Below are 23,728 nucleotides of genomic sequence, written 5' to 3'. Positions count from 1 at the left end.
TGGTTTCGCCCTTACGGCGAGTCCCTTTTGGCAAACGCCCCAAAAGGAACCAAAAGGTCTCGCCCCGAACGTCCGGCCCCTCGCTTAGGCTCGGGGTTCCTTCGCTCCGGTATTCATCCGGGGGCATTGCCCTCCGGTCGGCTGCGCGCGACCTGCATGCAATGAGTTCGACTGCGTCGAACGGCGCTGCGCGCCATTCCCCGGATGAACACCTCCGCTCAGCCTGCCGAGGGGGCGGGTGGATCAAGATCAAGAGCGGCAGGCGAGCTAACGCTCGGCCTGTTGAATGGTGAAAAGCGTGGGGGTATGCCGACCTGCTTTTGCTCTGCTCTGCTCTTCTGTAGGAGCGAGCTTGCTCGCGATGGTCGGCAACGATGACGTGGGCTGCCTGAATGCCCGCGGTGTCCTGGCGTTTTTCGCGAGCAAGCTCGCTCCTACAGGGGAAGGGCGTTCGGTTGTGGTCAGGCCGCCTCGCTTTTGCTTTTGCTTTTGCTTTTGCTTTTGCTTTGGCTTTTGATCTGCTTGCCCCCTCGAGAGGCCGAGCGCAGGTTCTGCGCAGTGGGCAACCCGGCATGGATGCCGGGTTAGCCGCGTACGGCCAGGGATGGCCGATCGCGGCGGGCCCACGGAGCAGGACCGGAGCGAGGGAATGCCGAGCCTTGGCGAGGCACCGAACGTCAGGGGCAAGAGCGTTTGGTTACTTTGCGCTTTTCAAAGTGACCCGCCGTAAGGGCGGAACCCTAAGTGGCCGTTACCGCAGCAATGGATATGTACACCCTCAAAAATCCACACCACCCAACAATCCACCATCGCGAGCAGGCTCGCTCCCACAGGGATCTGCATCGCTGGGCAGTTCTCGGCCCACATTGCAAACAGAGCACGTACATTCAATTTTTCCCCCTCCTGCCCCGGCACTATTTAACCCTGTGCCGGCGGCTGGTCGCCGGTGGTTATTCATTTGTGCGGGTAGGCCATGGACGCTTCGCGACGTGATGATCGGGCGCAAGACTGGGGGCTGCTGTTCCTGCGGGTCAGCGGCGGGTTGTTCCTGTTGTGGGTACATGGTTTGCCCAAGCTGCTTCACTACAGTGCCGAGTTGCAAAACATCGAAGACCCTTTCCATCTGGGCGCGAACCTGACGCTGGTGTTGGCGATTTTCGCCGAGGTCGTATGCCCGCTGCTGATCGTCGTCGGGTTGCTGGTGCGTCTGGCGTGTTTGCCTATTCTGTTTCTGCTGTGGGTGTCGATGTTGATTGTGCATCCGCAGTGGACACTCTTCGAAGGCCAGTTCGGCTGGCTGTTGTTGATTGTGTTCACCAGCATTTTCATCGCCGGGCCGGGACGCCTGGCACTCAATGTCCGTTTCGCCGGAGCCTTGCGTTATGTCTGAATCCAATCGCCGTGAGCCGGCAAGTCCGGGGCCTGATGAGGTGGTGACGCTGATCGTCAAACACCGGGTCAAGGCCGGTTTCGAAGTGCCTTATGCAGCCTGGCTGCGCAACATTGTCAAGGTGGCCGCGCAGAGCGACGGGCACCTGGGCGTGGATGTGGTGCGCGGCAAGAACGCCGGCCTCGACACCTACACTTGCGTGCTGCGCTTTTGCTCGACCGAGGCGATGCAGAACTGGCTCGATTCACCACAGCGCCAGGCGCTGGTCGACGAAGCTGCGCAGATGCTGGCCGATGGCGACCAGACCGAGGTCAATCCGGTCAACGAGTTCTGGTTCTCGCCCCAGGCCGAAGCCGGTACGCCACCGCCGCGCTGGAAGCAGGCGGTGGTGACGCTGCTGGTGATCCTGCCGCACACCTTGCTGGTGCCGCTGCTCTGGGGGCCGCTGCTCAAACTCAACATCTTTCTGTCCAATTACGTGGTCGCCACGTTCCTGATCACCCTGACCATCGTGGTTTCTGTGGTCTACCTGTTCATGCCCATGGCGACGCGCCTGTTCGCGCCCTGGCTGTCTCCCGCCGCTTTACACGAGGAACCGTGATGAACGCCGATCTGATTCTGTTCAATGGTCAATTCCATACCGTTGACCGCGAAAAACCGCTCGCCAGCGCCGTTGCGATCAGCGACGGGCGCTTCGTCGCGGTCGGCAACGATGCACAAGCCATGGCCCTGCGTGGCGCGAACACACAGGTGATCGACCTCAAGGGTCGTTGTGTGATCCCCGGGCTCAACGACTCGCACCTGCACCTGATCCGTGGCGGCTTGAACTACAACCTCGAACTGCGCTGGGAAGGTGTGCCGTCCCTGGCCGATGCCATGCGCATGCTCAAGGAGCAGGCCGATCGCACGCCGACGCCGCAGTGGGTGCGGGTGGTCGGTGGCTGGAACGAATTCCAGTTCGCCGAGAAGCGCATGCCGACTCTCGAAGAACTCAACCAGGCGGCACCGGACACGCCGGTGTTCGTTCTGCACCTGTACGACCGCGCCTTGCTCAACCGCGCCGCGCTGCGTGTCGCCGGTTACACCCGTGACACACCCAACCCACCAGGCGGCGAGATCGTGCGTGATGCCAACGGCAACCCGACCGGCATGCTGGTGGCGCGGCCGAACGCAATGATTCTCTACTCGACGCTGGCCAAGGGGCCGAAGCTGCCGCTGGAGTATCAGGTCAACTCGACCCGTCAGTTCATGCGCGAACTCAATCGCCTGGGCCTGACCAGCGCCATCGATGCCGGCGGCGGTTTCCAGAACTACCCGGACGATTACCAGGTCATCGAGCAACTGGCCAAGGACGAGCAACTGACCGTCCGTATCGCCTACAACCTGTTCACCCAGAAACCGAAGCAAGAGTTGACCGACTTCAAGAACTGGACCGGCAGCGTGAAGCTGCACCAGGGCGACGATTTCCTGCGGCACAACGGCGCCGGGGAAATGCTGGTGTTTTCGGCGGCGGATTTCGAAGACTTCCTCGAACCGCGCCCGGACTTGCCGCAGACCATGGAAGCCGAACTGGAGCCGGTGGTGCGCCACCTGGTCGAGCAACGCTGGCCGTTCCGTCTGCATGCGACTTACAACGAATCCATCAGCCGCATGCTCGACGTGTTCGAGAAGGTCAACCGCGACATTCCGTTCAACGGCTTGCCGTGGTTTTTCGACCATGCCGAAACCATCACCCCGCAGAACATCGAGCGGGTGAGGGCGCTGGGGGGCGGCATTGCGATTCAGGATCGCATGGCGTTCCAGGGTGAATATTTTGTCGACCGCTACGGCAAGCAGGCCGCCGAAGCCACGCCGCCGATCAAGCGCATGCTCGCCGAAGGCGTGCCGGTCGGTGCGGGTACCGACGCCACCCGAGTCTCCAGCTACAACCCATGGACATCGCTGTACTGGATGGTCAGCGGCCGTACCGTCGGCGGTCTGGCGCTGTACGAGGAAGGGTTGCCGCGCACCACGGCACTGGAGCTGTTTACCCACGGCAGCGCCTGGTTTTCGTCGGAACAGGGCAACAAAGGCCAGATCAAGGTCGGGCAACTGGCGGACCTGGCCGCACTGAGCGCGGACTTCTTCAGCGTCGAGGAAGAAGCGATCAAGTGGATCGAGTCGGTACTGACCGTGGTCGGCGGCAAGATTGTCTACGGTGCCGGCGACTTCGAAAAACTCGGGCCTGTCAGCCTGCCGGTGCTGCCGGACTGGTCGCCGGTGGCGAAGGTTCCGGGGCACTGGCGGCCGAACGCGCCGCTGCAGGCGCAGGTTCACCAGTGCAGCGGCCCGTGCGCCGTGCATACCCACAGCCATGAGAAGGCCCGTATGTCGAACGTGCCGGTGAGTGACTTCGCCGGTTTCTGGGGCGCCTTCGGCTGTTCCTGCTTCGCGTTCTGAGTCTCAACAAAGCGTCGGCCATCGTGGTCGACGCTTCACCTCACCACCCTCCGAGGAGTTTCAAATGAGCAACGTTCCTTACAAACGCCTGAACAAAGACGATGCCGTTGTGCTGCTGGTCGACCACCAGACCGGTCTGATCTCGCTGGTACAGGATTTCTCGCCCAACGAGTTCAAGAACAACGTGCTGGCGCTGGGCGACATCGCCAAGTTCTTCAAGCTGCCAACCATCCTCACCACCAGCTTCGACAGCGGCCCGAACGGCCCGATCGTGCCGGAGCTCAAGGCGCAGTTCCCGGACGCGCCGTTCATTGCACGCCCGGGCCAGATCAATGCCTGGGACAACGAAGATTTCGTCAAGGCGATCAAGGCTACCGGCCGCAAGCAACTGATCATCGCGGGTGTGGTGACCGACGTGTGCGTGGCGTTCCCGACCCTGTCGGCCATTGCCGAAGGCTTTGAGGTGTTTGTGGTGACCGACGCTTCCGGCACCTTCAACACCACCGTGCAACAAGCGGCCTGGGCGCGGATGTCGGCTGCCGGTGCTCACCTGCTGAACTGGTTCGCTGTGGCCTGCGAGCTGCAAGGCGACTGGCGCAACGACATGGAAGGCCTGGCCAACCTGCTGTCGGAACGCCTGCCGAACTACCGCAACCTGATCAACAGCTACATGAAATTTACCGCCAAGTAAGACCTGACCTGTGGGAGCGGGCTTGCTCGCGAAGAGGGAGTGTCAGTCACAGCAATGTTGCCTGACACACCGCTTTCGCGAGCAAGCCCGCTCCCACCGGGTTTTGTGTTCACAGTCGCTCAGCGACTCAGCAACCACCCCGGAAAACCACCTTTCCTGACCGCCACCGAGTGCGCCGATGACATCCTGCTACAGCCGGCCACCACAGAAAAGCCCGTCGCCACACCGCGCCTTGAACACAGATTAATAGTGTGTCTGGAAGGGAAAAACAGCTATAAAATGCTTGACTGTCAACCGGGAAGTGACAATGAACCCCTTCGAAGATATGCGCATTTTTTGCCAGGTGATGGACTCCGGCAGCTTCACTTCGGCCGCCGATCAATTGGGCCTGTCCAAGCAGTTTGTCAGCCGCCGCTTGATGCAACTTGAAGAGCGCCTGGGCGTGCGATTGCTCAATCGTTCGACCCGGCGGCTGGATGTCACGCCGCTGGGGCAAAGCTATTACGAGTCAGCCTTGCGCCTGCTCAGCGAAGTCGAACAAGTGGAACAGGGCATTGCCGGCCAGACCACCGAGCCACGGGGAACCATTCGTGTGAGTGCGCCGCTGTCGTTCGCACTGGCACATCTGGGGTGCCTGCTGCCGGTGTTTTTGCAGCGCTATCGCGACGTGACGGTGGAGATGGATTTGAGCGATCGGCCTGTGGATTTGCTGGGTGAGGGTTACGACCTGGCGTTGCGCATCGGTACGCTCGAGGACTCGACGTTGATTGCCCGGCGGATCGCGTCGATCCAGCGGGTGTATTGCGCCAGCCCGGCGTACCTGGCCGAACGCGGTACTCCGCTCAAACCTGAGGATTTGCACGGTCATGACTGTCTGCCGTACGGCCATGGTCGACAGGTGCAATGGCGTTTTGCCGGGCAGGGCAAGCCGCTGACGGTCAACGTCAGCGGGCGGATGCGGGTCAACAATGGCGAAGTACTCAAGGATGCGGCCATCGCCGGGCTGGGGATCACGTATTTGCCGACGTTCATTGTCGGTTCGGCACTGAAGGATGGACGGCTGGTGCAAGTGCTGGGGGATTTCCGGCCGGAGGCGCTGACGTTGTCTGCGGTGTATCCGCAACACCGGCAGAGTTCGCGGCCGGTGCAGGCGCTGGTTGAGTTCTTGCGCGAGCGCCTGGATCGGGTTGAGGGTGGGGTGTAAAAACGCGGAGTGCCTGACTCAAGCGAACCTGTGGGAGCGGGCTTGCTCGCGAATGCGGTGTGTCAGTCGACATCAATGTTCGATGACCCACCGCATTCGCGAGCAAGTCGGATCGCCGCACCACCGCTCCCACAGGGTTTTGTGTGTATGGGGATCAGTTGGAATCAGGTCCTTTTGTCATCGCCGGGCTCGACATGGACACCCCGTTTATCCCCTGGCTGGGCATGGACGCCACGGTCATCCCCTGGCTGGGCATGGACACCTCGGTCATCGCCGACTTCGCCGTTGGCATGAACGCCTCGGTCATCGCCGACTTCGCCGTTGGCATGAACGCCACGATCGTCGCCGACTTCACCAGCGCGATGCACGCCGCGGTCATCCCCGGGTTCATCATGGGTGCCGCTGCGTCCTGAGGACGAGGCCGATCCGGAGTGACCCGAACCGCTGTTGGCACTGCCATGGCCGCTGTTGCTGCCATGGTCGCCACCGTGGCCGCTGCCGCCACCACTGCCACCACCGCCACTTCCGCCGCCACCGCCGCTGCCTCCACCGCCGCCTCCACCGCCGCCTCCACCACCACTGCCGCCACCACCACCGCCACTACCCCCTTCCTTGGCCTGAGCACTGGATACCCCGGACAGGTGGTCCGGAATCAGTACGGTAGACGCCGACAGAACCGCGCCAATAGCTACTGCGAGTAAAAGCTTATTGATGTGCATGTCGTTCTCCGTCTCTTGTTCAGATTGGAACGTTGATGAACATTGCTACGTGCTGCTTTCTTCCCATGGGAACTTGTTAAACACCTCGCTGGACTGATTTATTCAATTGGCGGTTGAAAAAATGCAACGGGCAGCGCGACCCTGTTGCATAAGGTCAGTGGATGCTCGAGGCCAGCTCGAAAATCGGGATGTACATCAGGATCACGATCACCCCGATCAACAGGCCGATGAAGGTCATGAGCAAGGGTTCGAACAGCCGCACGAACCACTCGATCCAGCGGCTGATTTCTTCGTCGTAGAAGTCGGCGCTGCGCTCCATCATCTGCCCGAGATTGCCGGACTGTTCGCCAGCGCGCAGCAGGCGCAGCGACACGGGGGTCACCAGGTGGTTGAGTTCCAGCGCGGTAGAGAGTGACTGCCCCTCGCGTACCCGCTCGCACGCCTGGTCCAGGCGCGCGCGGGAGGCGACGGTGAGCAAGCCACGGACCATGCCCATGGCGGTGACCAGAGGAATGCCGCCTTGCAGCAGAATCCCCAGCGAACGGTAGAAGCGCGCCAGCTCATACATGAAGATGCGCTGGTGCACCGCCGGGAGCTTTTCGATCAGGCGGTCCAGCCCCCGACGAAAGGCCGGTTGGCGCTGGAGCAGGACGAGGGCGACGATGATGGCCAGCAGGCCGCCGAAGAATTCGCCCTGGTGGGAGTGAAGGAACATGCCGCTGCTCATCAGGATCTGCGACATCCATGGCAGGTTCGACCCCAGCCCCTCGAATACCAGACTGAAGCGCGGTACGACATAACCCATCAGAAACAACACCACGCCACCGCCCACCACCAGCAACAGCATGGGGTAGATCGACGCGCTTACGATCTTCTGGCGAACCTCGTCCATGCGTTGGCGATAGCTGACATACCGGCCCAGGGCATCGCCCACGGCACCGGTCTTTTCACTGGACTGCACCAGCGCAACGTACAGCGCAGGGAAAACGGCCGACAGCTGACTCAAAGCCTGGGAAAACGATTTGCCCTCGTAAAGCAAACGCACCAGCTCGCTCAAGGTTTTACGGGCCTGTGGCGCGGTTTCTTTTTCCGCCAGGCTTTCCAGCGCATCGATCAACGGCAGGCCGGCGTTGAGCAAGGTGGTCAGTTCCTGGCTGAACAACACCAGGTTGAACGTCTCGCGCCGGTGCAGGCGCAACGCGCGCCAATGTCGCTCGGCGTGCAGGCTGACGACGCGCAGGCCCTGGTCTTCGGCGATGCGCCTGGCTTCGCTGTGCCCTGGTGCCTCGACGGTCATTGACACGACACCTGCCTTGCCGACGGCTTTGAGATGAAAGCGCATGGTCGCCATTCCCGTCAGTTCCAGTTGGTGACTTCGGCGTTCTCGCCTTCACCGCCGGGTTGTCCGTCCTTGCCCATGGACAGCAGGTCGTACTCGCTGTTTTCACCCGGGTAGCGATAGGTGTAGTTGTGGCCCCAGGGGTCTAGCGGGAGTTTTTTCTGCAGGTATGGGCCGGTCCAGCGCGGTTCGTCGGCGGGGGCAGTGACCAGCGCCTGCAAACCCTGTTCGGTCGACGGGTAATGGCCGACCTCCAGGCGATAAAGGTCCAGGGCTTTGCTCAAGCCTTCTATTTGCGCCTTGGCCACTTTCACTTCGGAACGACCCAGTTGGGCGAAATACTTCGGCGCCACGATGCCAGCCAACAACCCCAGCACCACCAGCACCACCAACAGTTCGAGCAGGGTGAACCCGCTTTGGGTCCGCCGGGCATAACACAGTCGCTGATTCATGATGACCTCACACAGTCGGCGGCACAGTTGTCATGTATACGCATGCAATTGCCATGCTCACGTTTGGTGATCCTTCTGCACCCCCCGTACTACGGGCCTTCTCACTTACGGCACAGTGCTTGCGTATGGCTGTTGCACGACTGGCCATTGGGGCAATACCCCCATTTTTCGGGGCCGGAAAGGGGAGGTATAACAATGAAATCACTCACCACCGGGTTGCTGGGTCTGCTTGTGTTGACCGGCGCCGCACAGGCCGATGTGTTTGTTTCCGTGGACGCCAATGGCAGCTACGTCCTGTCCAATGTCCACCGCCCCGGACGCCACTATGAACGGGTGATCCATGAACCTGATGCGGCGGTCGTCAGCCTCGACCAGCAACCGCAGATGATCGCCGCGCAACCCTATGCCGAGCTGGTGTCGGCGGCGGCCACGGCCAACGAACTCCCGGCGGCGCTGCTGCACGCAGTGATCAAGACCGAATCCAGATACAACGCCCGCGCAACCTCACCCAGGGGCGCTCGCGGGCTGATGCAATTGATGCCCGACACCGCCCGCGAAATGGGCGTGACCAACGTCTACGACCCCAAGGCCAACATCCAGGGTGGCGCCCGTTATCTCAAGCGCCTGATGACGATGTTCGACAACGATATCCGCCTCGCCGTGGCGGCCTACAACGCCGGTCCGCAAGCGGTGCTCAGCCGGGGCAACGTGGTCCCGCCGTTCGCCGAAACCCAGCGTTATGTGCCCAGCGTGCTGAACCAGTATCGGCTTTTGCAGGGGTTGTCCGCGGATGCGCCGCTGTGATCGAAACCCCGGGGCGATTTTCCCCAATAGTGGGGAATAGTGGCCCCAGCGAGAAAGTGGGGGTTGGGTGGGGAATATCCCCCCCGGTTTATCAAGTCATTATCATAACTAGATGATTAATAACGTAATTTTTTGTGGCATGCAGATTGCTCTGGACGATTTATCGAGAAGCTCACCCCGGATGATCCGCAACGAGGCCCGAGACTATGATCGGCATATCTCGCGCCCCGTCCCTGATTGATTTGCCGTTGTTGGTGACATCGATGCCCGGCATCGGGATTGCCTGCGCAATTGCACGTTGCGAGCGCAAGCGACGGTATTCATGAAGCCCCGGTGACCCTCGACCAGAACGGTGCCTGGTACCTGCACGTGCCGGTGGCGTCCCTCGGTTCGAGTTTCGACGACAAGACCATTGCCAGCGTTCGGGTCATACCCGGCGATACCCACCAAGAGGAAGCTGACATGAACCGATTCGCACATTGCGGCCTGCTGACGTTCTGTCTGTTGGCCATCGGTATCGGCCAGGCGCTGGCTCACTCGTCGGATGAACATGACGGGCACGACATGGCCGCCGGGAAGGCCAGTCCGGAGACCACCCGGATCAAGTTTGCCGACGTGGACCTGCTGGACCAGGACGGCAAGGTCGTCAGTCTGGAAAAAGACCTGGTGAGGCACAAGATCGTGGTCATGGGCTTCATCTACACCAGTTGCACCACGGTCTGCCCGATGGTGTCCTCGATCATGGGCAAGGTGCAGAAGCAGTTGGGTGCGCGGGTCGGCACCGAGGTGCAACTGGTGTCGATCAGCATCGACCCGCAGCGTGATGATCCCCAGCGCCTGAGCGACTACGCCCGCACGTTCCAGGCTGGGCCGGGCTGGAGCTGGCTGACCGGTTCGCCGCAGTCGGTCGATGCCACCCTCAAGGGGCTCGCCTACAGCGGTGACTTCAAGAATCACTCGCCGCAGATTCTGGTGGGGGACGGCAACAACCGTTTCTGGACCCGTTACTACGGACTCACCGACCCGAAGGAGCTGGCCCGGGCCGTCGAAAAGCTCAGTGGTGAACGCAACACCCACGCCAAGCACACGGCCATCGCCTTGGAGCAGCAGCCATGAGAGCCATCGACTGGTTTGCCGACGCGCCGTTGCAGGACCAGGTGGTGCTGCGCAATGTGATTTTCACCCGTTGCAACGATGCTTGCCCGCTGATTGCCCGCAAGCTCAATAAAATACGTGAAGCGTTGGGCGACAAGGCCGACGGCATCTCCTTTATCTCCCTTACCAGTGATCCGCTGCGGGACACCCCGGCGGTACTCAAGGTTTACACCTTGAAAGAGGGCATCGATGGGCCCCACTGGTTTTTTCTTACCGGCGACAAGGCGCAAATGGACCTTGGGTTGTTGACAATGCCTGTGGCCGGTCGCTGAGCCATGGCCATGAATACTGCCCTGGTCCTTGGCCTGCTGCTCCTCGGGAGCCTTACGTTCAGCGCCCAGGCGCTGCCGCTGAGCCTCAGCGAAATTGCCGGCAAGCGGTTGTACCGCGAAGGTGTGTCGGCCAGTGGCGAGCCGATCATGGCCCGGGTTGGCGTATCCAACATGGTGCTACCGGCCACCCAACTGCCGTGCGCCAGTTGTCATGGCGACGACGGCCTCGGTCGCCCGGAAGGCAGGGTGCGACCACCGGACTTGAGCTGGTCGCGGCTGGCCAGCACTCCCGGCCAGCAGCAGGTCAACGGCCGCAGTTATCCGGCCTACAGCGACAGCACCCTGGCGCGGGCGGTACAGGAGGGGCGCGACCCCGGCAACAACCGGCTCGATCCGACAATGCCACGGTTCGTGTTGTCGACGAACGATCAACGCAACCTCACGGCGTACCTCAAGCGTCTGGCCGAAGACCGCGATCCGGGCCTGAGCCCCGACACTCTGCACCTGGGCACTTTGTTGCCGGGTGCCGGGCCATTGAGCGAGGAGGGGGCCACGGTGGCGGCGGTGCTCAACGGCTGCGTGGCGCGTATCAACGAGGCGGGCGGAATTCATGGCCGGCAGTTGCGCCTGACCATCCTTGATCCCGGCACCGACCGCGTCAGTGCCGAAAAGGCGTTGGACCGGTTGATCGATGAGGAGCAGGTGTTTGCCCTGATTGCCCCGCTGGCGCCAGCATTGGACATGGACCTTGCCGCGCGTCTGGAAGAGGCCGGCATTCCCCTGATCGGGCCGCTGTCCTTGCAGGGCACGCCCCACACCAGCCCGCAGATATTCGAACCGCTGCCGGGGCTTCGCGAGCAATTGATCGCCCTGGCCGAATACGCCGGTGCCAGCCTGCGGGTGCTTCAGGGGCCGACGCTGATCGCCTATCCGGACGAATCCGGTCAACGGCTGGCGGCGCAGGAACTTGGCCGGTACTTGCAGGGGCACGCCTGGCAGAAGGTGCGCCTGCAAGCCTATGACCCGACCGGGGATGATTTGCCCCTGGGGTCGCGCTCGGTGTTTTACCTGGGCAGCAGCAGCGGTTTCAGTCGACTGGCCGAGCGCTTGCAAACGGCGGGGCAGGTGCCTTACCTGTTCGCCACCTCGAACCAGGTGGCGGGCAATCTGACGCAGGTGCCCAGTGGATTTTCCCGGCGGGTGTTCCTGGCCTATCCGTTCGTGCCCAGCGACTGGACCCTGGCCGGGCGCCTGGCCCTGACCCAATTGCGCGAACACCAGGGCCTCGGTGGCCAGCACGCGGTGCTGCAAGTGGGGGCGTTCAGTTCGATGATGCTGCTCAGCGAAGGCATGAAGCAGGCCGGGCGGGATGCCAGCCGCGGCAAGCTGGTCAGTGCCCTGGAAGGCCTGCATGACTTCGATACCGGGCTGACGCCACTGATCAGCTTTGGTCCTGGCCGACGCCTGGGCTTGAGCGGTGCCCATATCGTCACGGTGGATCTGCCGGACCAGCGTTTTTATCTGGTCGCCCCCTATAAGCCCATTGCTGCCACGCCCTGACGGGAGGCCGATCATGAAACTCAACACTTTGCTGGTCCTGTTGACGCTGTGGGGGCCCGTGGCGTGGTGCAGCAATGGCCCGGCCGCGGCGCGGGTCAATGGCGAGGAAATTTCCCGGTTACGCCTGGAGCGCTATTTCGCCGAATACCTGGAAGACCAGGGCCGGGTGGAAGGCAGCATTGACAATCCCAAAGCCTACCGGCAACTGCGCAAGGCCGCGCTGGATGCCTTGATCGACCGCGAATTGTTGTGGCAGGAAGCCATCAAGCGCGGCGTGGTGATCAGTGATGCCGTGGTCAAGGACCGGATCGATCAGACCCGCCAGGCCATGGGCGGTGCCGAGGTGTTTGCCAGGCGTCTTGAAGATGCCGGTTACACCGAATACACCCGCCGTGAACTGGCGGCCCGGCAAGTGTTCAATGACCTCACCCAGGCCGGTGAGCCAGACGAAAAACAGGTCCGGGCGTTCTACGAAGAGCACCGTGCCGAGATGAACCGGCCCGAAGCAGTGCAGGCCCGGCATATCCTGGTCAAGGTAGGGCCCGGCGCAGACCCTTCCACTGTCGAAGCCGCGCGGCTACGCTTGATGGGAATGCGGGCGTCCATCGTTGCCGGGGCCGATTTCGCCAGCCTTGCCCGCAGCGGGTCCGAAGACGCGTCGGCCAGCGAAGGTGGCGACTTGGGCTACTTTCCCCGTGGACGGATGCTGCCGGAGTTCGAGGCTGTCGCGTTTGCCCTGGCACCGGGGGCTGTCAGCGAACCTGTGCGTACGTCGGTGGGCTGGCATTTGATTTATCTGGAAAACCACATGGAGGCGACCAATGTCCCGCAGGAGCAAGGGCTTGAAATGGTTCGGGCTTACCTCGCCCGGCAACAACAGGTTCAAGCGCGCTTGCAGGCACTGGCGCAATTGCGCTCGCGCAATCGAATCGAGCGGATTGACGATGAATAGGGGGGTTCCCCAAAAGTGGGGGAAAAACGTCAGCGACGATCCGATCGCTTCCCCCGTGTTTGGGGGGATCGAATGCCTGTACGAGAAGGCATTGTTTTTAAATTCAAGGACATGAAGACCTGACATTACCGGCGCTCAGCCTGGCATGAAGTGTGCGTAAGTCCTGTCAAGGCGCGCACTCGGCCAGGTTCAATCCCGGACCTGCGGTTTCAAGGAGTCGACCTTGTTGAACAAAGTACTGGTTGTTGATGACGAACAGTTGCTGGCGGAAAACCTCCAGGGTTACCTGCAGGCGCAAGCACTGGAAGTCCGGATTGCTCACGACGGTGCACAAGGAATCGCCGAAGCTGACGATTTCGCACCCGATGTGATGGTGTTCGATTACCGCTTGCCCGATATGGAAGGCTTTCAGGTGCTCGATGCCGTCCGCCAGAACAGGAATTGTCATTTTGTGCTGATCACTGGGCATCCAACCGCGGAAGTTTGCGAGCGGGCCCGGCAACTGGGAGTCAGCCATATCCTGTTCAAACCGTTTCCACTGGCGGAACTGGCCCGTGCAGTACTTGATCTTCTGGGCAGGAAGCGCGAACCCAGACCGGGTGTGAGCACTTGCGAAGGATTCGTCGAACGACGCCAGAGCAGGACCGAAAGTTTCCCGCTGCAGTTGTACGACGGTAGTTGGGTGCTTGCAGATCGCCGAAAAAATACATCGGCCTCCATGGCACCGGACGACGAACAATTGCTCACCGGGGAGTAGTGGCGCGACACGCCGTTCCGGCCCCCGCCGAAATTGCTCGTCGCGCCGACAGGGCTCAAAGCCCCGGGCGTTGGAGAGCATGCCATGGACCGTCTATCCCTTGTTGTAGAACCGGCGCAACAGGAATGTGTACCGACTCGATTTACCAGTGAACAACTGGCCCAGGCCCGGGCCCAGGCCACCAGTTCCGGCGAGCGGATGCTGGACACCCTCGGGGAGTTGAGTGGACTGGCTCCCATGCCTTTCATCCAGTGCCTGGGTGTAACCCTGCACTATCCGGTGCTCGACACCGACAGCCTGTTCAACTCCACCCCGGTGTTCGACCGGGTGACCCTGGCCCAATGCCTCAAGCGCGAATTCATCCTGCTGCGCCATGACGATGCGGTCATCGGTGTGTTCGCCGACCCTTTTGACAGTGCGCGCCTGGCCTGGATCGATGAATGCCTGCACGGCGCGCCGCTGTACCTGGTGCATGCCGACGACCTGAAGGCCTACCTGGCGCGGCACGAAGAAAGTTTCCATGCGGTGGAGTCGCTCAACGCCCAGGCCGAGGCCGGAACCGAAATCGACACCGTGCAAAGCCTGTCCCTGACCAGCATCAGCGAAGACTCCAGCGTGGTGGTCAAACTGGTCAACTCGACCCTGTACGACGCGCTGAAAATGCACGCCAGCGACATCCACCTCGGCACCACCGGCAGCGGCCTGGTGATCAAGTACCGGATCGACGGCGTGCTCAACAACATCAGCAAGATCCAGGGCAGCGAGTTCGCCGAGCAGGTGATTTCCCGGGTCAAGGTCATGGCCGAACTGGACATCGGCGAAAAGCGTGTGCCCCAGGATGGTCGTTTCAAAGTCGGTATCAGCGGCCGGCAGATCGACTTCCGGGTGTCGATCATGCCGAGCATCTTCGGCGAAGACGCGGTACTGCGGGTACTCGACAAACAAGACCTCGCCGACAAGGTCTGTGGCGTGCAACTGCAGGCCCTGGGCTTTGAAGACGAAACCCTGCGCCAGCTGCGCCGGCTGGCCGCCGAACCCTACGGCATGGTGCTGGTGACCGGGCCTACCGGTAGCGGCAAGACCACCACCCTGTACGCGATGATCACCGAGATCAACCATGGCGTGGACAAGATCATCACCATTGAAGACCCGGTGGAATATCAACTGCCGGGCGTGCTGCAAATCCCGGTCAACGAGAAAAAAGGCCTGACGTTCGCCCGGGGCCTGCGCTCGATCCTGCGGCATGATCCGGACAAGATCATGGTCGGTGAAATCCGCGACCCGGACACCGCACAGATCGCCGTGCAATCGGCGCTCACCGGTCACCTGGTGTTCACCACCATTCACGCCAACAACGTGTTCGACGTGATCAGCCGTTTCACCCAGATGGAAATCGACCCCTACAGCCTGGTCTCGGCGCTCAATGCCGTGCTGGCCCAGCGTTTGATCCGCCTGGTCTGTACCAGTTGCAGCGCCCCGTACAGCCCGACAGTCGAAGAGCTGGAGGTCTCGGGGCTCGATCCGCAAAAGGTCGCTCACTTCCAGTTCGTCCACGGCAAGGGCTGCGGGCATTGCCGCGGCACCGGTTATCGCGGGCGTAGCGCGATTGCCGAGCTGCTGCACCTGGACGACGAGCTGCGGCAAATGATCGTCGAGCGCCAACCCATTTCCAGAATCAAGGCCCATGCCTGCAAACATGGCTTGCGTCTGTTGCGCGAGTCGGCGCTGGAACTGGTGGAACAAGGCCGGACCACTCTCGAGGAGATCAATCGTGTCACTTTTATCTCGTGAGCAATTTGTCGCCGTGCTCGGCGCCAGCGGTGTCGGCCTGGGGCAACGGCAGGGCAGTGCAACCCACTGGCTGGGCAGCGTCGGCTACATCGACGAAGGTTTCCAGGCCTGGACGGTGGCCCTCGACACCCTCGACCGTTTGCTGGCCGAACATGCCGTTGCCAGGGCAGAACTGACCGTGGTGATCTCCGGACACTTCAGCCGCTATTGCCTGGTGCCCTGGAGCGAGCAGATCAGCAGCCCGGCCGAATTGCTCGGCTTCGCCCAACTGTGTTTCGAAGACCTCTACGGTGCCCCGGCGCAACCCTGGAGCATGGTGCTGTCGCCCGAACCCGCCGGTTACGACCGTATCGCCACCGCGCTGCCACAGGACTTGCTCGAACGCCTGCGCGCCGTGGTCAGCGCTCGCGGCCTGCGCTTGCGTTCGGTGCAGCCGTACCTGATGGCGGCGTTCAACCATTTCGATAAAAGCCTTGATGCCGGAGACTTCCTGTTCGTGGTCGCCGAACCGGTACGCAGCATTTTGCTGCTGGCCCGGGAGGGGCGCTGGACCTCGGTGCGCTCGGTGGGCAGCAGCGACAGCGATGCCGCGCTGAGCGCACTGATCGGCCGTGAAAACCAGTTGCAGGCATCCACCAGCGATCGGCCGTTGAATGTCTACCTGCATGCACCGGCGCGCATCGATTCGCCCCCTGACGTGCCCGGTGCGCATCTGCGCACCCTCGAAGAGGACCGGACAGCCGTACGCGATTGCCTGTACGTCATGTCTCGGGCGGTGGCCTGACATGCGCCCCCTGATGCTCGACTTTCAGCCGCGTCGCCGTTGCGGTCCTCTGGGCTGGAGCCTGCTGGCCGGTGGCGTGGTGCTGACACTGACTTGCCTGCTGGTGCAGCAGCACCTGAGCAACGAGGCCGAACAACAGCAAGGCCACCTGCAAACCACACAGCGGGTGCTCACTGGCGATAACGGCAGCAAGGTCAGCCTGACCCCGGCGCAAATCCGCGAGCAGGCACAGAACCTGGCTGAAATGCGCAAGGTCTCGCAGCAGCTGCGCCGCCCCTGGGAACGCTTGTTCGCCACCCTCGAAGCCATGCCGCGGGACAACATTGCCCTGCTGAGCCTGACCCCCGATGCCCGCAAGGGCCAGGTGCGGATCAGCGCCGAGGCGCTGGACCTGGACGCCATGCTCGATTTCCACCGCCGCCTCGAAGCCAGCGGCGAGCTGTCCGACGTGTCGCTGCTGGACCACGAAATTGTCGCCAACGTGCCGGAACACCCGGTGCAGTTCAACCTGTCGGCTACCTGGGAGATCGGCGATGCAAATCCATAAATTGATCGTCCACGAATACCTGCAAGGCCTGGGCGTTCCGGGGCTGGCAGGGCTGGGCATGCTGGTGCTGGCGCTGAGCTATGGCCTGGTCGGGTTGCTGCCGGACTGGGAGTCGCTGCAAAACCTCAACCAGCAGACCCGCGAAGCCACCGAGTACCTGGCCAAGGTCGAAGACGGCACCGTGGCTGCACCGGTTGTGCCGCAGCGCCAGCTCGACGACTTCCGCAGCAAGTTACCGTCCCAGCCTCAGGCCACGGTGGTCATCGACAGGATCTATGCCCTGGCCGCCCAGGAGCGCATCACCTTGTCCCGGGGTGAATACTCCCTGGGCGTGGACCCCAAGACGCACCTGGCCCGTTATCAGATCCTGCTGCCGGTACGGGGCAGCTATCCGCAACTGCGGCGTTTCCTGCACGCCTTGCTTGGCCAGTTGCCGGCGGTGGTACTGGAGGATGTGGAGTTCCAGCGCAAGAACATCGCCGAAACCGACCTGACCGGGCGAATCCGCATGACCCTTTACCTGTCGAGGTCATGATGAATACCAAACGAGTGGTGGGTTGGGTGGTGTTCTTCGGTGTAGCGGCAGCGCTCGCCTGGTTCCCCGAATACTTCAAACAGGCTGACGACAGCGAGCCCGCGGTGGCCACCGTAGCCACGCCAACCAGAGACAAGACCCCTGGCGCATCGGCGGCGGCATCGACTGCCGCTGCGGTGACGCCGATCAAGGATCTGAGCCCGGCCGGCGACCTGTTCGCCGCCCGCAGCTGGAAAGCGGCAGCGGCCCCCGGCACCGGCACCGTCACTGAACAATCGGAAATCGTTAATCCGGTGGTGCAAACCCCCACTGCACCGCCGTTGCCCTTCCAGTTTGTCGGCAGGCTGGATGACCGTTCCGATCTGCAGGTGTTCTTGCAGAACGGCGAAAAAATATACGTCGTGCGCAAAGGGGATGTAATCGACGACACCTGGCGGATCGAGCGGATTTCCGATGAGGAGCTGAGCCTGGTCTACCTGCCTCTGCGTTTAGCGCAGACCTTGCCTGTGGGGAGTACGGAATGAACAAATCCCGTTTGCTGATGAGCCTCTGCCTGTGCGCAGGGTTGGCCGCGTGCAGTTCGGCGCAGGTTGCCAGGGACGAAGCTTCGGCCCTGATGGAGTCGGGTCAGTACGAAGCCGGTCTGGCCCGCATCGAACAGGGATTGCGTGAAAACCCTCGCGATACCGATCTGCACATGGCCCTCAACAGCGGTCGGGCCCGCGCCGTGACGGCGCTGCTGACCCAGGCTGACATGGACCGGGCCCAGCGTAATTTCGCCGGGGCCCGCATGACTTACAGCCGGGTATTGACCATCGAACCGCACAACCGTCGTGCCCAGGATTCCCTGCACCAGCTCGACTACCTGCGCAGCATGGATGAGAAACTCGAACTGGCCCGTGGCGACCTGCGTCGCGGTGACATCTACGGAGCCGACCGCCAGGTCAAACAGATTCTCGAACTGGACCCGAATAACCAAGGTGCCCTGGAGCTGCAAGACAGCATCCGCCTGGTGCAGAGCCGCAATGTGGTGCAGTACCCGCAGTTGCGTACGCGCCTGGACCGGCCGGTGACCCTGGAATTTCGCGATGCCAACCTCAAGACCATTTTCGAAGTGCTGTCCCAGGTCGCCGGCCTGAACTTCATCTTCGACAAGGATCTGCGCCCGGACATGAAAGCCACGATCTTCGTACGCGACGTACGTATCGAAGACGCCGTGGAGCTGCTGCTGCAACAGAATCAGCTGCATCAGAAAGTGGTGAATGAAAACACCCTGCTGATCTACCCGGACTCGCCGCAGAAGCTCAAGGATTATCAGGAGCTGGTGATGCGCACCTTCTACCTGACCAGCATCGATGCCAACACGGCGCTGAACATGATCAAAACCATGCTCAAGACCCGCGACGTGTTCGTTGACGAGCGCCTCAACACTCTGACCATGCGCGATACCGGTGACGCGGTGCGCATGGCGGAAAAACTCCTGCAGTCCCAGGACCAGTCCAACCCGGAAGTGGTGCTGGAAGTGGAAGTGATGGAAGTCGCCCGTCAGCGCATTCTCGACCTTGGCCTGCAATGGCCCAACACCTTCGGTGTGATCAACAGCGACGGCTCGCCAGTGTCCATTCTTGACCAACTCAAGGGCATCGACTCCAGCCGGATTTCCATCTCGCCAGCGCCGCAGGCCAAGATCAATGCCCAGGACAAGGACATCAACACCCTGGCCAGCCCGGTGATTCGGGTGAGTAACCGTGAACAGGCGCGCATCCACATCGGTCAGCGTGTGCCGATCATCAGCGCCACGTCGGTGCCTTCGACCCAGGGCCCGGTGATCACCGAAAGCGTGACCTACCTCGACGTCGGTCTCAAGCTCGAAGTGCAACCGATCGTGCACCTGAACAACGAAGTGGCGATCAAGGTCGCGCTGGAAGTCAGTAACGCCACGCCGCTGGAACCGACCCGCCAGGGCACCATTCCGGTCCAGGTCGATACCCGCAACGCCCAGACCACCTTGCGTCTGCATGACGGCGAAACCCAGATCCTCGCCGGTCTGGTGCGCAACGACCATGGCGCCACCGGCAACAAGATTCCCGGCCTGGGTGACATTCCCGGCCTGGGTCGCCTGTTCGGCAGCAACAAGGATGACGTCAGCAAGTCCGAGCTGGTGCTGTCGATCACCCCGCGGATCGTGCGCAACCTGCCGTACCAGAGCCCGTCGGATATGGAATTCCCGACCGGTACCGAAACCAGCATGCACATCCAGGCACCGGACCGCTCGATGAGCACGACGGTTCAGACGAACCCCATGAGCACACCGATCGCCACCACGGTTACTGTCGGGAAGCCTTGATCATGAACGCCTCGCAACGCGGTTTCAGCCTGATCGAAGTCGTGGTGACGCTGGCCCTGGTGGGCCTGCTGGCCAGCATGGCCGCACCGCTGACCGAGACCGTGGTGCGCCGGGGCAAAGAACAGGAACTGCGGACCGCGCTGTACCAGATCCGCGACGGCATCGACGCCTACAAACGTGCCTTCGACGCCGGCTACATCGAGAAGTCGCTCGACAGCAATGGCTACCCGCCGAACCTGAAAGTGCTGGTCGACGGTGTGCGTGACGTGCGTAGCGCCAAGGGTGCCAAGTTCTATTTCCTGCGGCGCATCCCCCGTGACCCGTTGGCCACCATCAAGCGTGACGACAATGGTGGCTGGGGCCTGCGTTCCTATGACAGTTCCGCTGAGAACCCGCGGGAGGGCCAGGACGTCTTTGACGTTTACTCCAAGGCCCGGGGCAAGGGTCTCAACGGCATCGCCTACCGAGAGTGGTGAGCATATGCGTCGGCAAAAGGGTTTTACCCTCATTGAACTGATGGTGGTCCTGGCAATCATCGCGACCCTGATGACGATTGCCTTGCCACGCTACTTCAACAGTCTGGAGGCCTCGAAAGAGACCACCCTGCACCAGAGCCTGTCGTCCATGCGCGAGGCGCTGGACCACTATTACGGGGACACCGGGCGTTATCCCGACTCCATCGAACAGCTGGTCGAACTGCGCTACCTGCGTAACCAGCCGCTGGACCCGATTGTCGAGCGCAAGGACGCCTGGGTTGTGGTTGCACCACCGGATGGCGTGGCGGGCGGGGTGGCTGACATCAAGAGTGGGGCCAAAGGGAGGGCACGTGATGGCAGCCTTTATTCCGAGTGGTAAGCCATCGGACCAGGATGGCTTCACCTACCTGGGGGTGCTGTTTCTGATCGTCGTGATTGGCATGGGCCTGGCCAGTGCCGGCGAGTTGTGGGCCACCGCCGCGCGCCGGGATCGCGAAAACCAGTTGCTCTGGGTCGGTACGCAGTATGCCCAGGCGCTGCGCAGCTATTACCGAAGTTCGCCCGGTGTGGCGCAGTACCCGAAAGAACTCGCGGACCTGTTGCAGGACGAGCGTTTTCCGTCGGCCAGGCACCATATCCGGCAGTTGTACCCGGAGCCGATGACAGGTGGCGAATGGGAGCTGATTCGCGGTATCGACGGGCGTATCAGCGGTGTGTATTGCCCGTCCACGGAGAAGCCGCTCAAGCAGGTGAACTTTCCCAGCCAGTGGTCGGACTTCAACGGCATGGCCAGCTACAAGGACTGGCAGTTCGTGGCCGAGAAAGCCTCCCTCGAGGAAACCGAGGGGCCGCCGAAAGCACAGTCCACCGAGCCCCAGGCTTTGCAGCCATGAATCGTCGCTGACTGGGGGCATTTGTGTATGCCGATCTGCCTTCGCTCTGCTCTTCTGTGGGAGCGGGCTTGCTCGCGAAGGCGGCCTGACTGGGTACATATCCGTTTTTTGGGTTACGGCGACTTAGGGTTTCGCCCTTACGGCGACTCACTTTTTTACAAGCGCCTAAAAAAAGTAAGCAAAAAAACGCTCGCCCCGAACGTCCGGCCCCTCGCCAAGGCTCGGGGTTCCTTCGCTCCGGCATTCATCCGGGGGCATTGCCCTCCGGTCGGCTGCGCTCGACCTACATGCAATGAGTTCGACTGCGTCGAACGGCGCTGCGCGCCCATCCCCGGATGAACACCTCCACTCAGCCTGCCGAGGGGGCGGGTGGATCAAGATCAAGAGCGGCAGGCGAGCTAACGCTCGGCCTGTTGAATGGTGAAGAGCGTGGGCGTACGCCGATCTGCTTTTGCTCTGCTCTTCTGTAGGAGCGAGCGTGCTCGCGATGGGCGTCAACGATAACGCGGGCGGCCTGAATCCCCGCGTTGTCCTGGCGTTTTTCGCGAGCAAGCTCGCTCCTACAGGGAAACGCGTTCAATTGCGATCAGGCCGGCCAGTAGGCCGCCTCGCTTTGGCTTTTGATCTGCTTGCCCCTCGAGAGGCCGAGCGCAGGTTCTGCGCAGTGGGCAACCCGGCATGGATGCCGGGTTAGCCGCGTACGGCCATGGATGGCCGATCGCGGCGGGCCCACGGAGCAGGACCGGAGCGAGGGAATGCCGAGCCTGGGCGAGGCACCGAACGTCAGGGGCAAGAACCCTTGGTTACTTGGGGCTTTTCCAAGTAACCCGCCGTCAGGGCGGAACCCTAAGCCGCCGTTGCCGCATAAACGGATATGTACACCGGTAAAAGACACGTCACCCAACACCCCGGCATCGCGAGCAGGCTCGCTCCCACAGGGATCTTCAGTGGCCACAAGTATCGAGTAAAAACCGGGAACCCGATTGTGGGAGCGAGCCTGCTCGCGATAGCGGCCTAGCATCAACGAAAATTTTCAGGCTCACACCCGTCATGTGGCGAGGGAGCTTGCTCCCGTTCGGCTGCGCAGCAGTCGTAAAGCCGGAGCGTTTACAGTGACTTTGATCTTTGATCTTTGATCTTGGCGGCTTTCGGGCCGACCAGGCTTTTGTGGGTGAATGCGATCCCCTGTGGGAGCTAGCCTGCTCGCGAAGGCGGGCTGACTGAGTACATATCCATTATTTGGGTAGCGACGGCTGGCGGTTTCGCCCTTACGGCGACTCACTTTTTTTACAAGCGCCTAAAAAAAGTAAGCAAAAAAACGCTCGCCCCGAACGTCCGGCCCCTCGCCAGGGCTCGGGGTTCCTTCGCTCCGGCATTCATCCGGGGGCATTGCTCTACGGTTTGCTTCGCTGCACCTCCCTGCAATGTGTGCGGCTTCGCCGCACGGCGCTGCGCGCCATTCCCCGGATGAACACCTCCACTCAGCCTGCCGAGGGGGCGGGTGGATCAAGAGCTGCAGGCGAGCTAACGCTCGGCCTGTTGAGTGGTGAGGAGCGTGGGGGGACGCCGATCTGCCTTTGCTCTGCTCTTCTGTAGGAGCGAGCTTGCTCGCGATGGACGTCAACGATAACGCGGGCTGTCTGAATGCCCGCGGTGTCCTGGCGTTTTTCGCGAGCAAGCTCGCTCCTACAGGGAAACGCGTTCAATTGCGATCAGGCCGGCCAGTAGGCCGCCTCGCTTTTGCTTTTGCTTTGGCTTTTGATCTGCTTGCCCCCTCGAGAGGCTTCGTTCCGGTTCTGCGCAGTGGGCAACCCGGCATGGATGCCGGGTTAGCCGCGTACGGCCAGGGATGGCCGATCGCGGCGGGCCCACGGAGCAGGACCGGAGCGAGGGAATGCCGAGCCTTGGCGAGGCACCGAACGTCAGGGGCAAGAGCCCTTGGTTACTTGGGGCTTTTCCAAGTAACCCGCCGTAAGGGCGGAACCCTAAGTAGCCGTGACCGCAGAAACGGATATGTACACAACAAAACGTCGCCCAACACTCCGCCATCGCGAGCAGGCTACTCGCGAAGGCGGCTTGGCATCTAACGAAAATCTTCAAGCTCCCTCACCACTGAGGTTGGGGATGTCTGTACGATCTTCAGACGTTTTCCAGCATCTCGATCAACTGCTCCGGCCACACCGTTTCGCGGGTCTCCCGTAGCTCTGCCACCGACCACCATTTATGGTCCGCCATCACCCGAACCTCGTGAGCCGTCCACCCCTCACGGGACAGGCGTTCACTATCGGTATGAACCACGAAATAGCGCTCAACGGACAACACCGTTTCACCGCTTGGCAGCATCATTGGAAAACTGCGATCGGCAATGCTCGAACCTATGGTGTCGACGTGGAGGCCCGTTTCTTCAAACAGTTCACGGACCGCCGCAGCCTCAAAGGATTCACCCTGCTCGAGCCCACCACCGGGTGTCGCCCAGTGGCTTTTGCCGGCGAGGGCATCGTTTGTGTGCTGGAAGTGAAACAGCAGAACCTGTTGCGAGGGATTGATCACCAGCAGTCTGGCGGACTTGCGTTGGCGCATTTTTTTCTTTCCATAGAGTGCCGCGAACCGCAGCTTTCACT

23 protein-coding genes and 1 pseudogene are annotated in these 23,728 nt (G+C 61.7%); 20 read left to right on the top strand and 4 right to left on the bottom strand.

All coding sequences use genetic code 11. From position 1 onward, the window contains the following. Positions 1-973: 973 nt before the first annotated feature. From ACEN8Q_RS11220 to ACEN8Q_RS11200, 5 genes are all read left to right on the top strand, one after another. Positions 974-1,390 (top strand): DoxX family protein, encoded by a 417-nt coding sequence (locus ACEN8Q_RS11220; RefSeq protein ID WP_413428847.1) that lies wholly within the window; start codon positions 974-976, stop codon positions 1,388-1,390. Continuing rightward, positions 1,383-1,991, top strand: coding sequence for an antibiotic biosynthesis monooxygenase (locus ACEN8Q_RS11215; RefSeq protein WP_413705178.1), 609 nt, complete (start codon positions 1,383-1,385; stop codon positions 1,989-1,991). Before ACEN8Q_RS11220 ends, ACEN8Q_RS11215 begins: the two co-directional genes overlap by 8 nt. After that, positions 1,991-3,829, top strand: coding sequence for an amidohydrolase (locus ACEN8Q_RS11210; RefSeq protein WP_413428849.1), 1,839 nt, complete (start codon positions 1,991-1,993; stop codon positions 3,827-3,829). The genes ACEN8Q_RS11215 and ACEN8Q_RS11210 overlap by 1 nt, the downstream gene beginning before the upstream one ends. Positions 3,830-3,893: 64 nt before the next feature. After that, positions 3,894-4,520 carry an isochorismate family cysteine hydrolase YcaC gene (gene ycaC / locus ACEN8Q_RS11205; RefSeq protein WP_007991021.1) on the top strand — a complete coding sequence of 209 codons (627 nt, stop codon included), beginning with the start codon at positions 3,894-3,896 and terminating at the stop codon, positions 4,518-4,520. Between the two features lie 307 nt (positions 4,521-4,827). After that, positions 4,828-5,724 carry a LysR family transcriptional regulator gene (locus ACEN8Q_RS11200; protein ID WP_413428850.1) on the top strand — a complete coding sequence of 299 codons (897 nt, stop codon included), beginning with the start codon at positions 4,828-4,830 and terminating at the stop codon, positions 5,722-5,724. A gap of 164 nt (positions 5,725-5,888) precedes the next feature. On the opposite strand, the gene ACEN8Q_RS11195 is transcribed toward ACEN8Q_RS11200, so the two are convergent. From ACEN8Q_RS11195 to gspG, 3 genes are all read right to left on the bottom strand, one after another. After that, positions 5,889-6,443, bottom strand: coding sequence for a hypothetical protein (locus tag ACEN8Q_RS11195; RefSeq protein ID WP_413705177.1), 555 nt, complete (start codon positions 6,441-6,443; stop codon positions 5,889-5,891). Positions 6,444-6,597: 154 nt separating this feature from the next. Next, the gene (locus tag ACEN8Q_RS11190; protein ID WP_413428311.1) at positions 6,598-7,785 is read right to left on the bottom strand and encodes a type II secretion system F family protein; all 1,188 of its coding nucleotides are present in this window, start codon (positions 7,783-7,785) and stop codon (positions 6,598-6,600) included. 14 nt (positions 7,786-7,799) lie between these two features. Further along, positions 7,800-8,234 (bottom strand): type II secretion system major pseudopilin GspG, encoded by a 435-nt coding sequence (gspG, locus tag ACEN8Q_RS11185; RefSeq protein WP_085718840.1) that lies wholly within the window; start codon positions 8,232-8,234, stop codon positions 7,800-7,802. Positions 8,235-8,429: 195 nt separating this feature from the next. On the opposite strand from gspG, the gene ACEN8Q_RS11180 reads away from it, so the two are divergent. From ACEN8Q_RS11180 to ACEN8Q_RS11110, 15 genes and pseudogenes are all read left to right on the top strand, one after another. Continuing rightward, positions 8,430-9,038: a lytic transglycosylase domain-containing protein gene (locus ACEN8Q_RS11180; RefSeq protein WP_057397278.1), complete on the top strand. Its 609-nt coding sequence runs from the start codon at positions 8,430-8,432 to the stop codon at positions 9,036-9,038. Between the two features lie 462 nt (positions 9,039-9,500). Further along, a complete protein-coding gene (locus ACEN8Q_RS11175) occupies positions 9,501-10,154 on the top strand; it encodes an SCO family protein (protein WP_413428312.1) in 654 nt (217 codons plus the stop codon). 11 nt (positions 10,155-10,165) lie between these two features. Beyond that, a pseudogene (locus ACEN8Q_RS11170) lies at positions 10,166-10,438 on the top strand (SCO family protein); the annotation flags it as partial. A gap of 36 nt (positions 10,439-10,474) precedes the next feature. Continuing rightward, complete coding sequence (locus tag ACEN8Q_RS11165) at positions 10,475-12,025, top strand: ABC transporter substrate-binding protein (RefSeq protein ID WP_413428310.1); 1,551 nt, start codon at positions 10,475-10,477, stop codon at positions 12,023-12,025. 13 nt (positions 12,026-12,038) lie between these two features. Then, positions 12,039-12,977, top strand: coding sequence for a peptidylprolyl isomerase (locus ACEN8Q_RS11160; RefSeq protein ID WP_413705176.1), 939 nt, complete (start codon positions 12,039-12,041; stop codon positions 12,975-12,977). 223 nt (positions 12,978-13,200) lie between these two features. Beyond that, positions 13,201-13,734, top strand: a complete 534-nt coding sequence (locus tag ACEN8Q_RS11155; RefSeq protein ID WP_413428308.1) for a response regulator — start codon at positions 13,201-13,203, stop codon at positions 13,732-13,734. An 84-nt stretch (positions 13,735-13,818) separates the two neighbouring features. Next, positions 13,819-15,525, top strand: a complete 1,707-nt coding sequence (locus ACEN8Q_RS11150) for a GspE/PulE family protein (RefSeq protein WP_413428307.1) — start codon at positions 13,819-13,821, stop codon at positions 15,523-15,525. Continuing rightward, complete coding sequence (locus ACEN8Q_RS11145; protein WP_413705175.1) at positions 15,506-16,309, top strand: hypothetical protein; 804 nt, start codon at positions 15,506-15,508, stop codon at positions 16,307-16,309. Before ACEN8Q_RS11150 ends, ACEN8Q_RS11145 begins: the two co-directional genes overlap by 20 nt. A 1-nt stretch (position 16,310) precedes the next feature. Further along, the gene (locus ACEN8Q_RS11140) at positions 16,311-16,856 is read left to right on the top strand and encodes a PilN domain-containing protein (RefSeq protein WP_413705174.1); all 546 of its coding nucleotides are present in this window, start codon (positions 16,311-16,313) and stop codon (positions 16,854-16,856) included. Then, positions 16,843-17,391 (top strand): GspMb/PilO family protein, encoded by a 549-nt coding sequence (locus tag ACEN8Q_RS11135; protein ID WP_413428304.1) that lies wholly within the window; start codon positions 16,843-16,845, stop codon positions 17,389-17,391. The genes ACEN8Q_RS11140 and ACEN8Q_RS11135 overlap by 14 nt, the downstream gene beginning before the upstream one ends. Beyond that, positions 17,391-17,915 carry a hypothetical protein gene (locus tag ACEN8Q_RS11130; protein WP_413428303.1) on the top strand — a complete coding sequence of 175 codons (525 nt, stop codon included), beginning with the start codon at positions 17,391-17,393 and terminating at the stop codon, positions 17,913-17,915. The genes ACEN8Q_RS11135 and ACEN8Q_RS11130 overlap by 1 nt, the downstream gene beginning before the upstream one ends. Beyond that, entirely contained in the window at positions 17,912-19,738 is a 1,827-nt protein-coding gene (locus ACEN8Q_RS11125; RefSeq protein WP_413428302.1) for a secretin N-terminal domain-containing protein, read from the top strand. The genes ACEN8Q_RS11130 and ACEN8Q_RS11125 overlap by 4 nt, the downstream gene beginning before the upstream one ends. A gap of 2 nt (positions 19,739-19,740) precedes the next feature. Beyond that, complete coding sequence (locus ACEN8Q_RS11120) at positions 19,741-20,214, top strand: type II secretion system protein (protein ID WP_413428301.1); 474 nt, start codon at positions 19,741-19,743, stop codon at positions 20,212-20,214. A gap of 4 nt (positions 20,215-20,218) precedes the next feature. Then, the gene (locus tag ACEN8Q_RS11115) at positions 20,219-20,593 is read left to right on the top strand and encodes a type II secretion system protein (RefSeq protein WP_057397270.1); all 375 of its coding nucleotides are present in this window, start codon (positions 20,219-20,221) and stop codon (positions 20,591-20,593) included. Next, the gene (locus tag ACEN8Q_RS11110) at positions 20,568-21,107 is read left to right on the top strand and encodes a type II secretion system protein (protein ID WP_413428300.1); all 540 of its coding nucleotides are present in this window, start codon (positions 20,568-20,570) and stop codon (positions 21,105-21,107) included. Before ACEN8Q_RS11115 ends, ACEN8Q_RS11110 begins: the two co-directional genes overlap by 26 nt. Before the next feature lie 2,139 nt (positions 21,108-23,246). On the opposite strand, the gene ACEN8Q_RS11105 is transcribed toward ACEN8Q_RS11110, so the two are convergent. Further along, the gene (locus tag ACEN8Q_RS11105; RefSeq protein ID WP_413705173.1) at positions 23,247-23,687 is read right to left on the bottom strand and encodes an NUDIX hydrolase; all 441 of its coding nucleotides are present in this window, start codon (positions 23,685-23,687) and stop codon (positions 23,247-23,249) included. Positions 23,688-23,728 lie beyond the last annotated feature (41 nt).

Source organism: Pseudomonas sp. Pseusp16, from assembly GCF_047324915.1.
In the GTDB taxonomy this organism is placed as follows: Bacteria; Pseudomonadota; Gammaproteobacteria; order Pseudomonadales; family Pseudomonadaceae; genus Aquipseudomonas; species Aquipseudomonas fluorescens_CD.
Note: the sequence above shows the minus strand (reverse complement) of the source record. Positions and strands in the feature narration are given on the sequence as shown.

Bases quoted from the DNA above. Each gene is read 5' to 3' on its own strand.
- ACEN8Q_RS11135 (WP_413428304.1), top strand. From the start codon at position 16,843: ATGCAAATCCATAAATTGATCGTCCACGAATACCTGCAAGGCCTGGGC.
- ACEN8Q_RS11215 (WP_413705178.1), top strand. From the start codon at position 1,383: ATGTCTGAATCCAATCGCCGTGAGCCGGCAAGTCCGGGGCCTGATGAG.
- ACEN8Q_RS11195 (WP_413705177.1), bottom strand. From the start codon at position 6,443: ATGCACATCAATAAGCTTTTACTCGCAGTAGCTATTGGCGCGGTTCTG.
- ACEN8Q_RS11220 (WP_413428847.1), top strand. From the start codon at position 974: ATGGACGCTTCGCGACGTGATGATCGGGCGCAAGACTGGGGGCTGCTG.
- ACEN8Q_RS11140 (WP_413705174.1), top strand. From the start codon at position 16,311: ATGCGCCCCCTGATGCTCGACTTTCAGCCGCGTCGCCGTTGCGGTCCT.
- ACEN8Q_RS11115 (WP_057397270.1), top strand. From the start codon at position 20,219: ATGCGTCGGCAAAAGGGTTTTACCCTCATTGAACTGATGGTGGTCCTG.
- ACEN8Q_RS11200 (WP_413428850.1), top strand. From the start codon at position 4,828: ATGAACCCCTTCGAAGATATGCGCATTTTTTGCCAGGTGATGGACTCC.
- ACEN8Q_RS11180 (WP_057397278.1), top strand. From the start codon at position 8,430: ATGAAATCACTCACCACCGGGTTGCTGGGTCTGCTTGTGTTGACCGGC.
- ycaC (WP_007991021.1), top strand. From the start codon at position 3,894: ATGAGCAACGTTCCTTACAAACGCCTGAACAAAGACGATGCCGTTGTG.
- ACEN8Q_RS11125 (WP_413428302.1), top strand. From the start codon at position 17,912: ATGAACAAATCCCGTTTGCTGATGAGCCTCTGCCTGTGCGCAGGGTTG.
- ACEN8Q_RS11130 (WP_413428303.1), top strand. From the start codon at position 17,391: ATGAATACCAAACGAGTGGTGGGTTGGGTGGTGTTCTTCGGTGTAGCG.
- ACEN8Q_RS11210 (WP_413428849.1), top strand. From the start codon at position 1,991: ATGAACGCCGATCTGATTCTGTTCAATGGTCAATTCCATACCGTTGAC.
- ACEN8Q_RS11110 (WP_413428300.1), top strand. From the start codon at position 20,568: ATGGCAGCCTTTATTCCGAGTGGTAAGCCATCGGACCAGGATGGCTTC.
- gspG (WP_085718840.1), bottom strand. From the start codon at position 8,234: ATGAATCAGCGACTGTGTTATGCCCGGCGGACCCAAAGCGGGTTCACC.
- ACEN8Q_RS11190 (WP_413428311.1), bottom strand. From the start codon at position 7,785: ATGCGCTTTCATCTCAAAGCCGTCGGCAAGGCAGGTGTCGTGTCAATG.
- ACEN8Q_RS11165 (WP_413428310.1), top strand. From the start codon at position 10,475: ATGAATACTGCCCTGGTCCTTGGCCTGCTGCTCCTCGGGAGCCTTACG.
- ACEN8Q_RS11105 (WP_413705173.1), bottom strand. From the start codon at position 23,687: ATGCGCCAACGCAAGTCCGCCAGACTGCTGGTGATCAATCCCTCGCAA.
- ACEN8Q_RS11150 (WP_413428307.1), top strand. From the start codon at position 13,819: ATGGACCGTCTATCCCTTGTTGTAGAACCGGCGCAACAGGAATGTGTA.
- ACEN8Q_RS11175 (WP_413428312.1), top strand. From the start codon at position 9,501: ATGAACCGATTCGCACATTGCGGCCTGCTGACGTTCTGTCTGTTGGCC.
- ACEN8Q_RS11160 (WP_413705176.1), top strand. From the start codon at position 12,039: ATGAAACTCAACACTTTGCTGGTCCTGTTGACGCTGTGGGGGCCCGTG.
- ACEN8Q_RS11120 (WP_413428301.1), top strand. From the start codon at position 19,741: ATGAACGCCTCGCAACGCGGTTTCAGCCTGATCGAAGTCGTGGTGACG.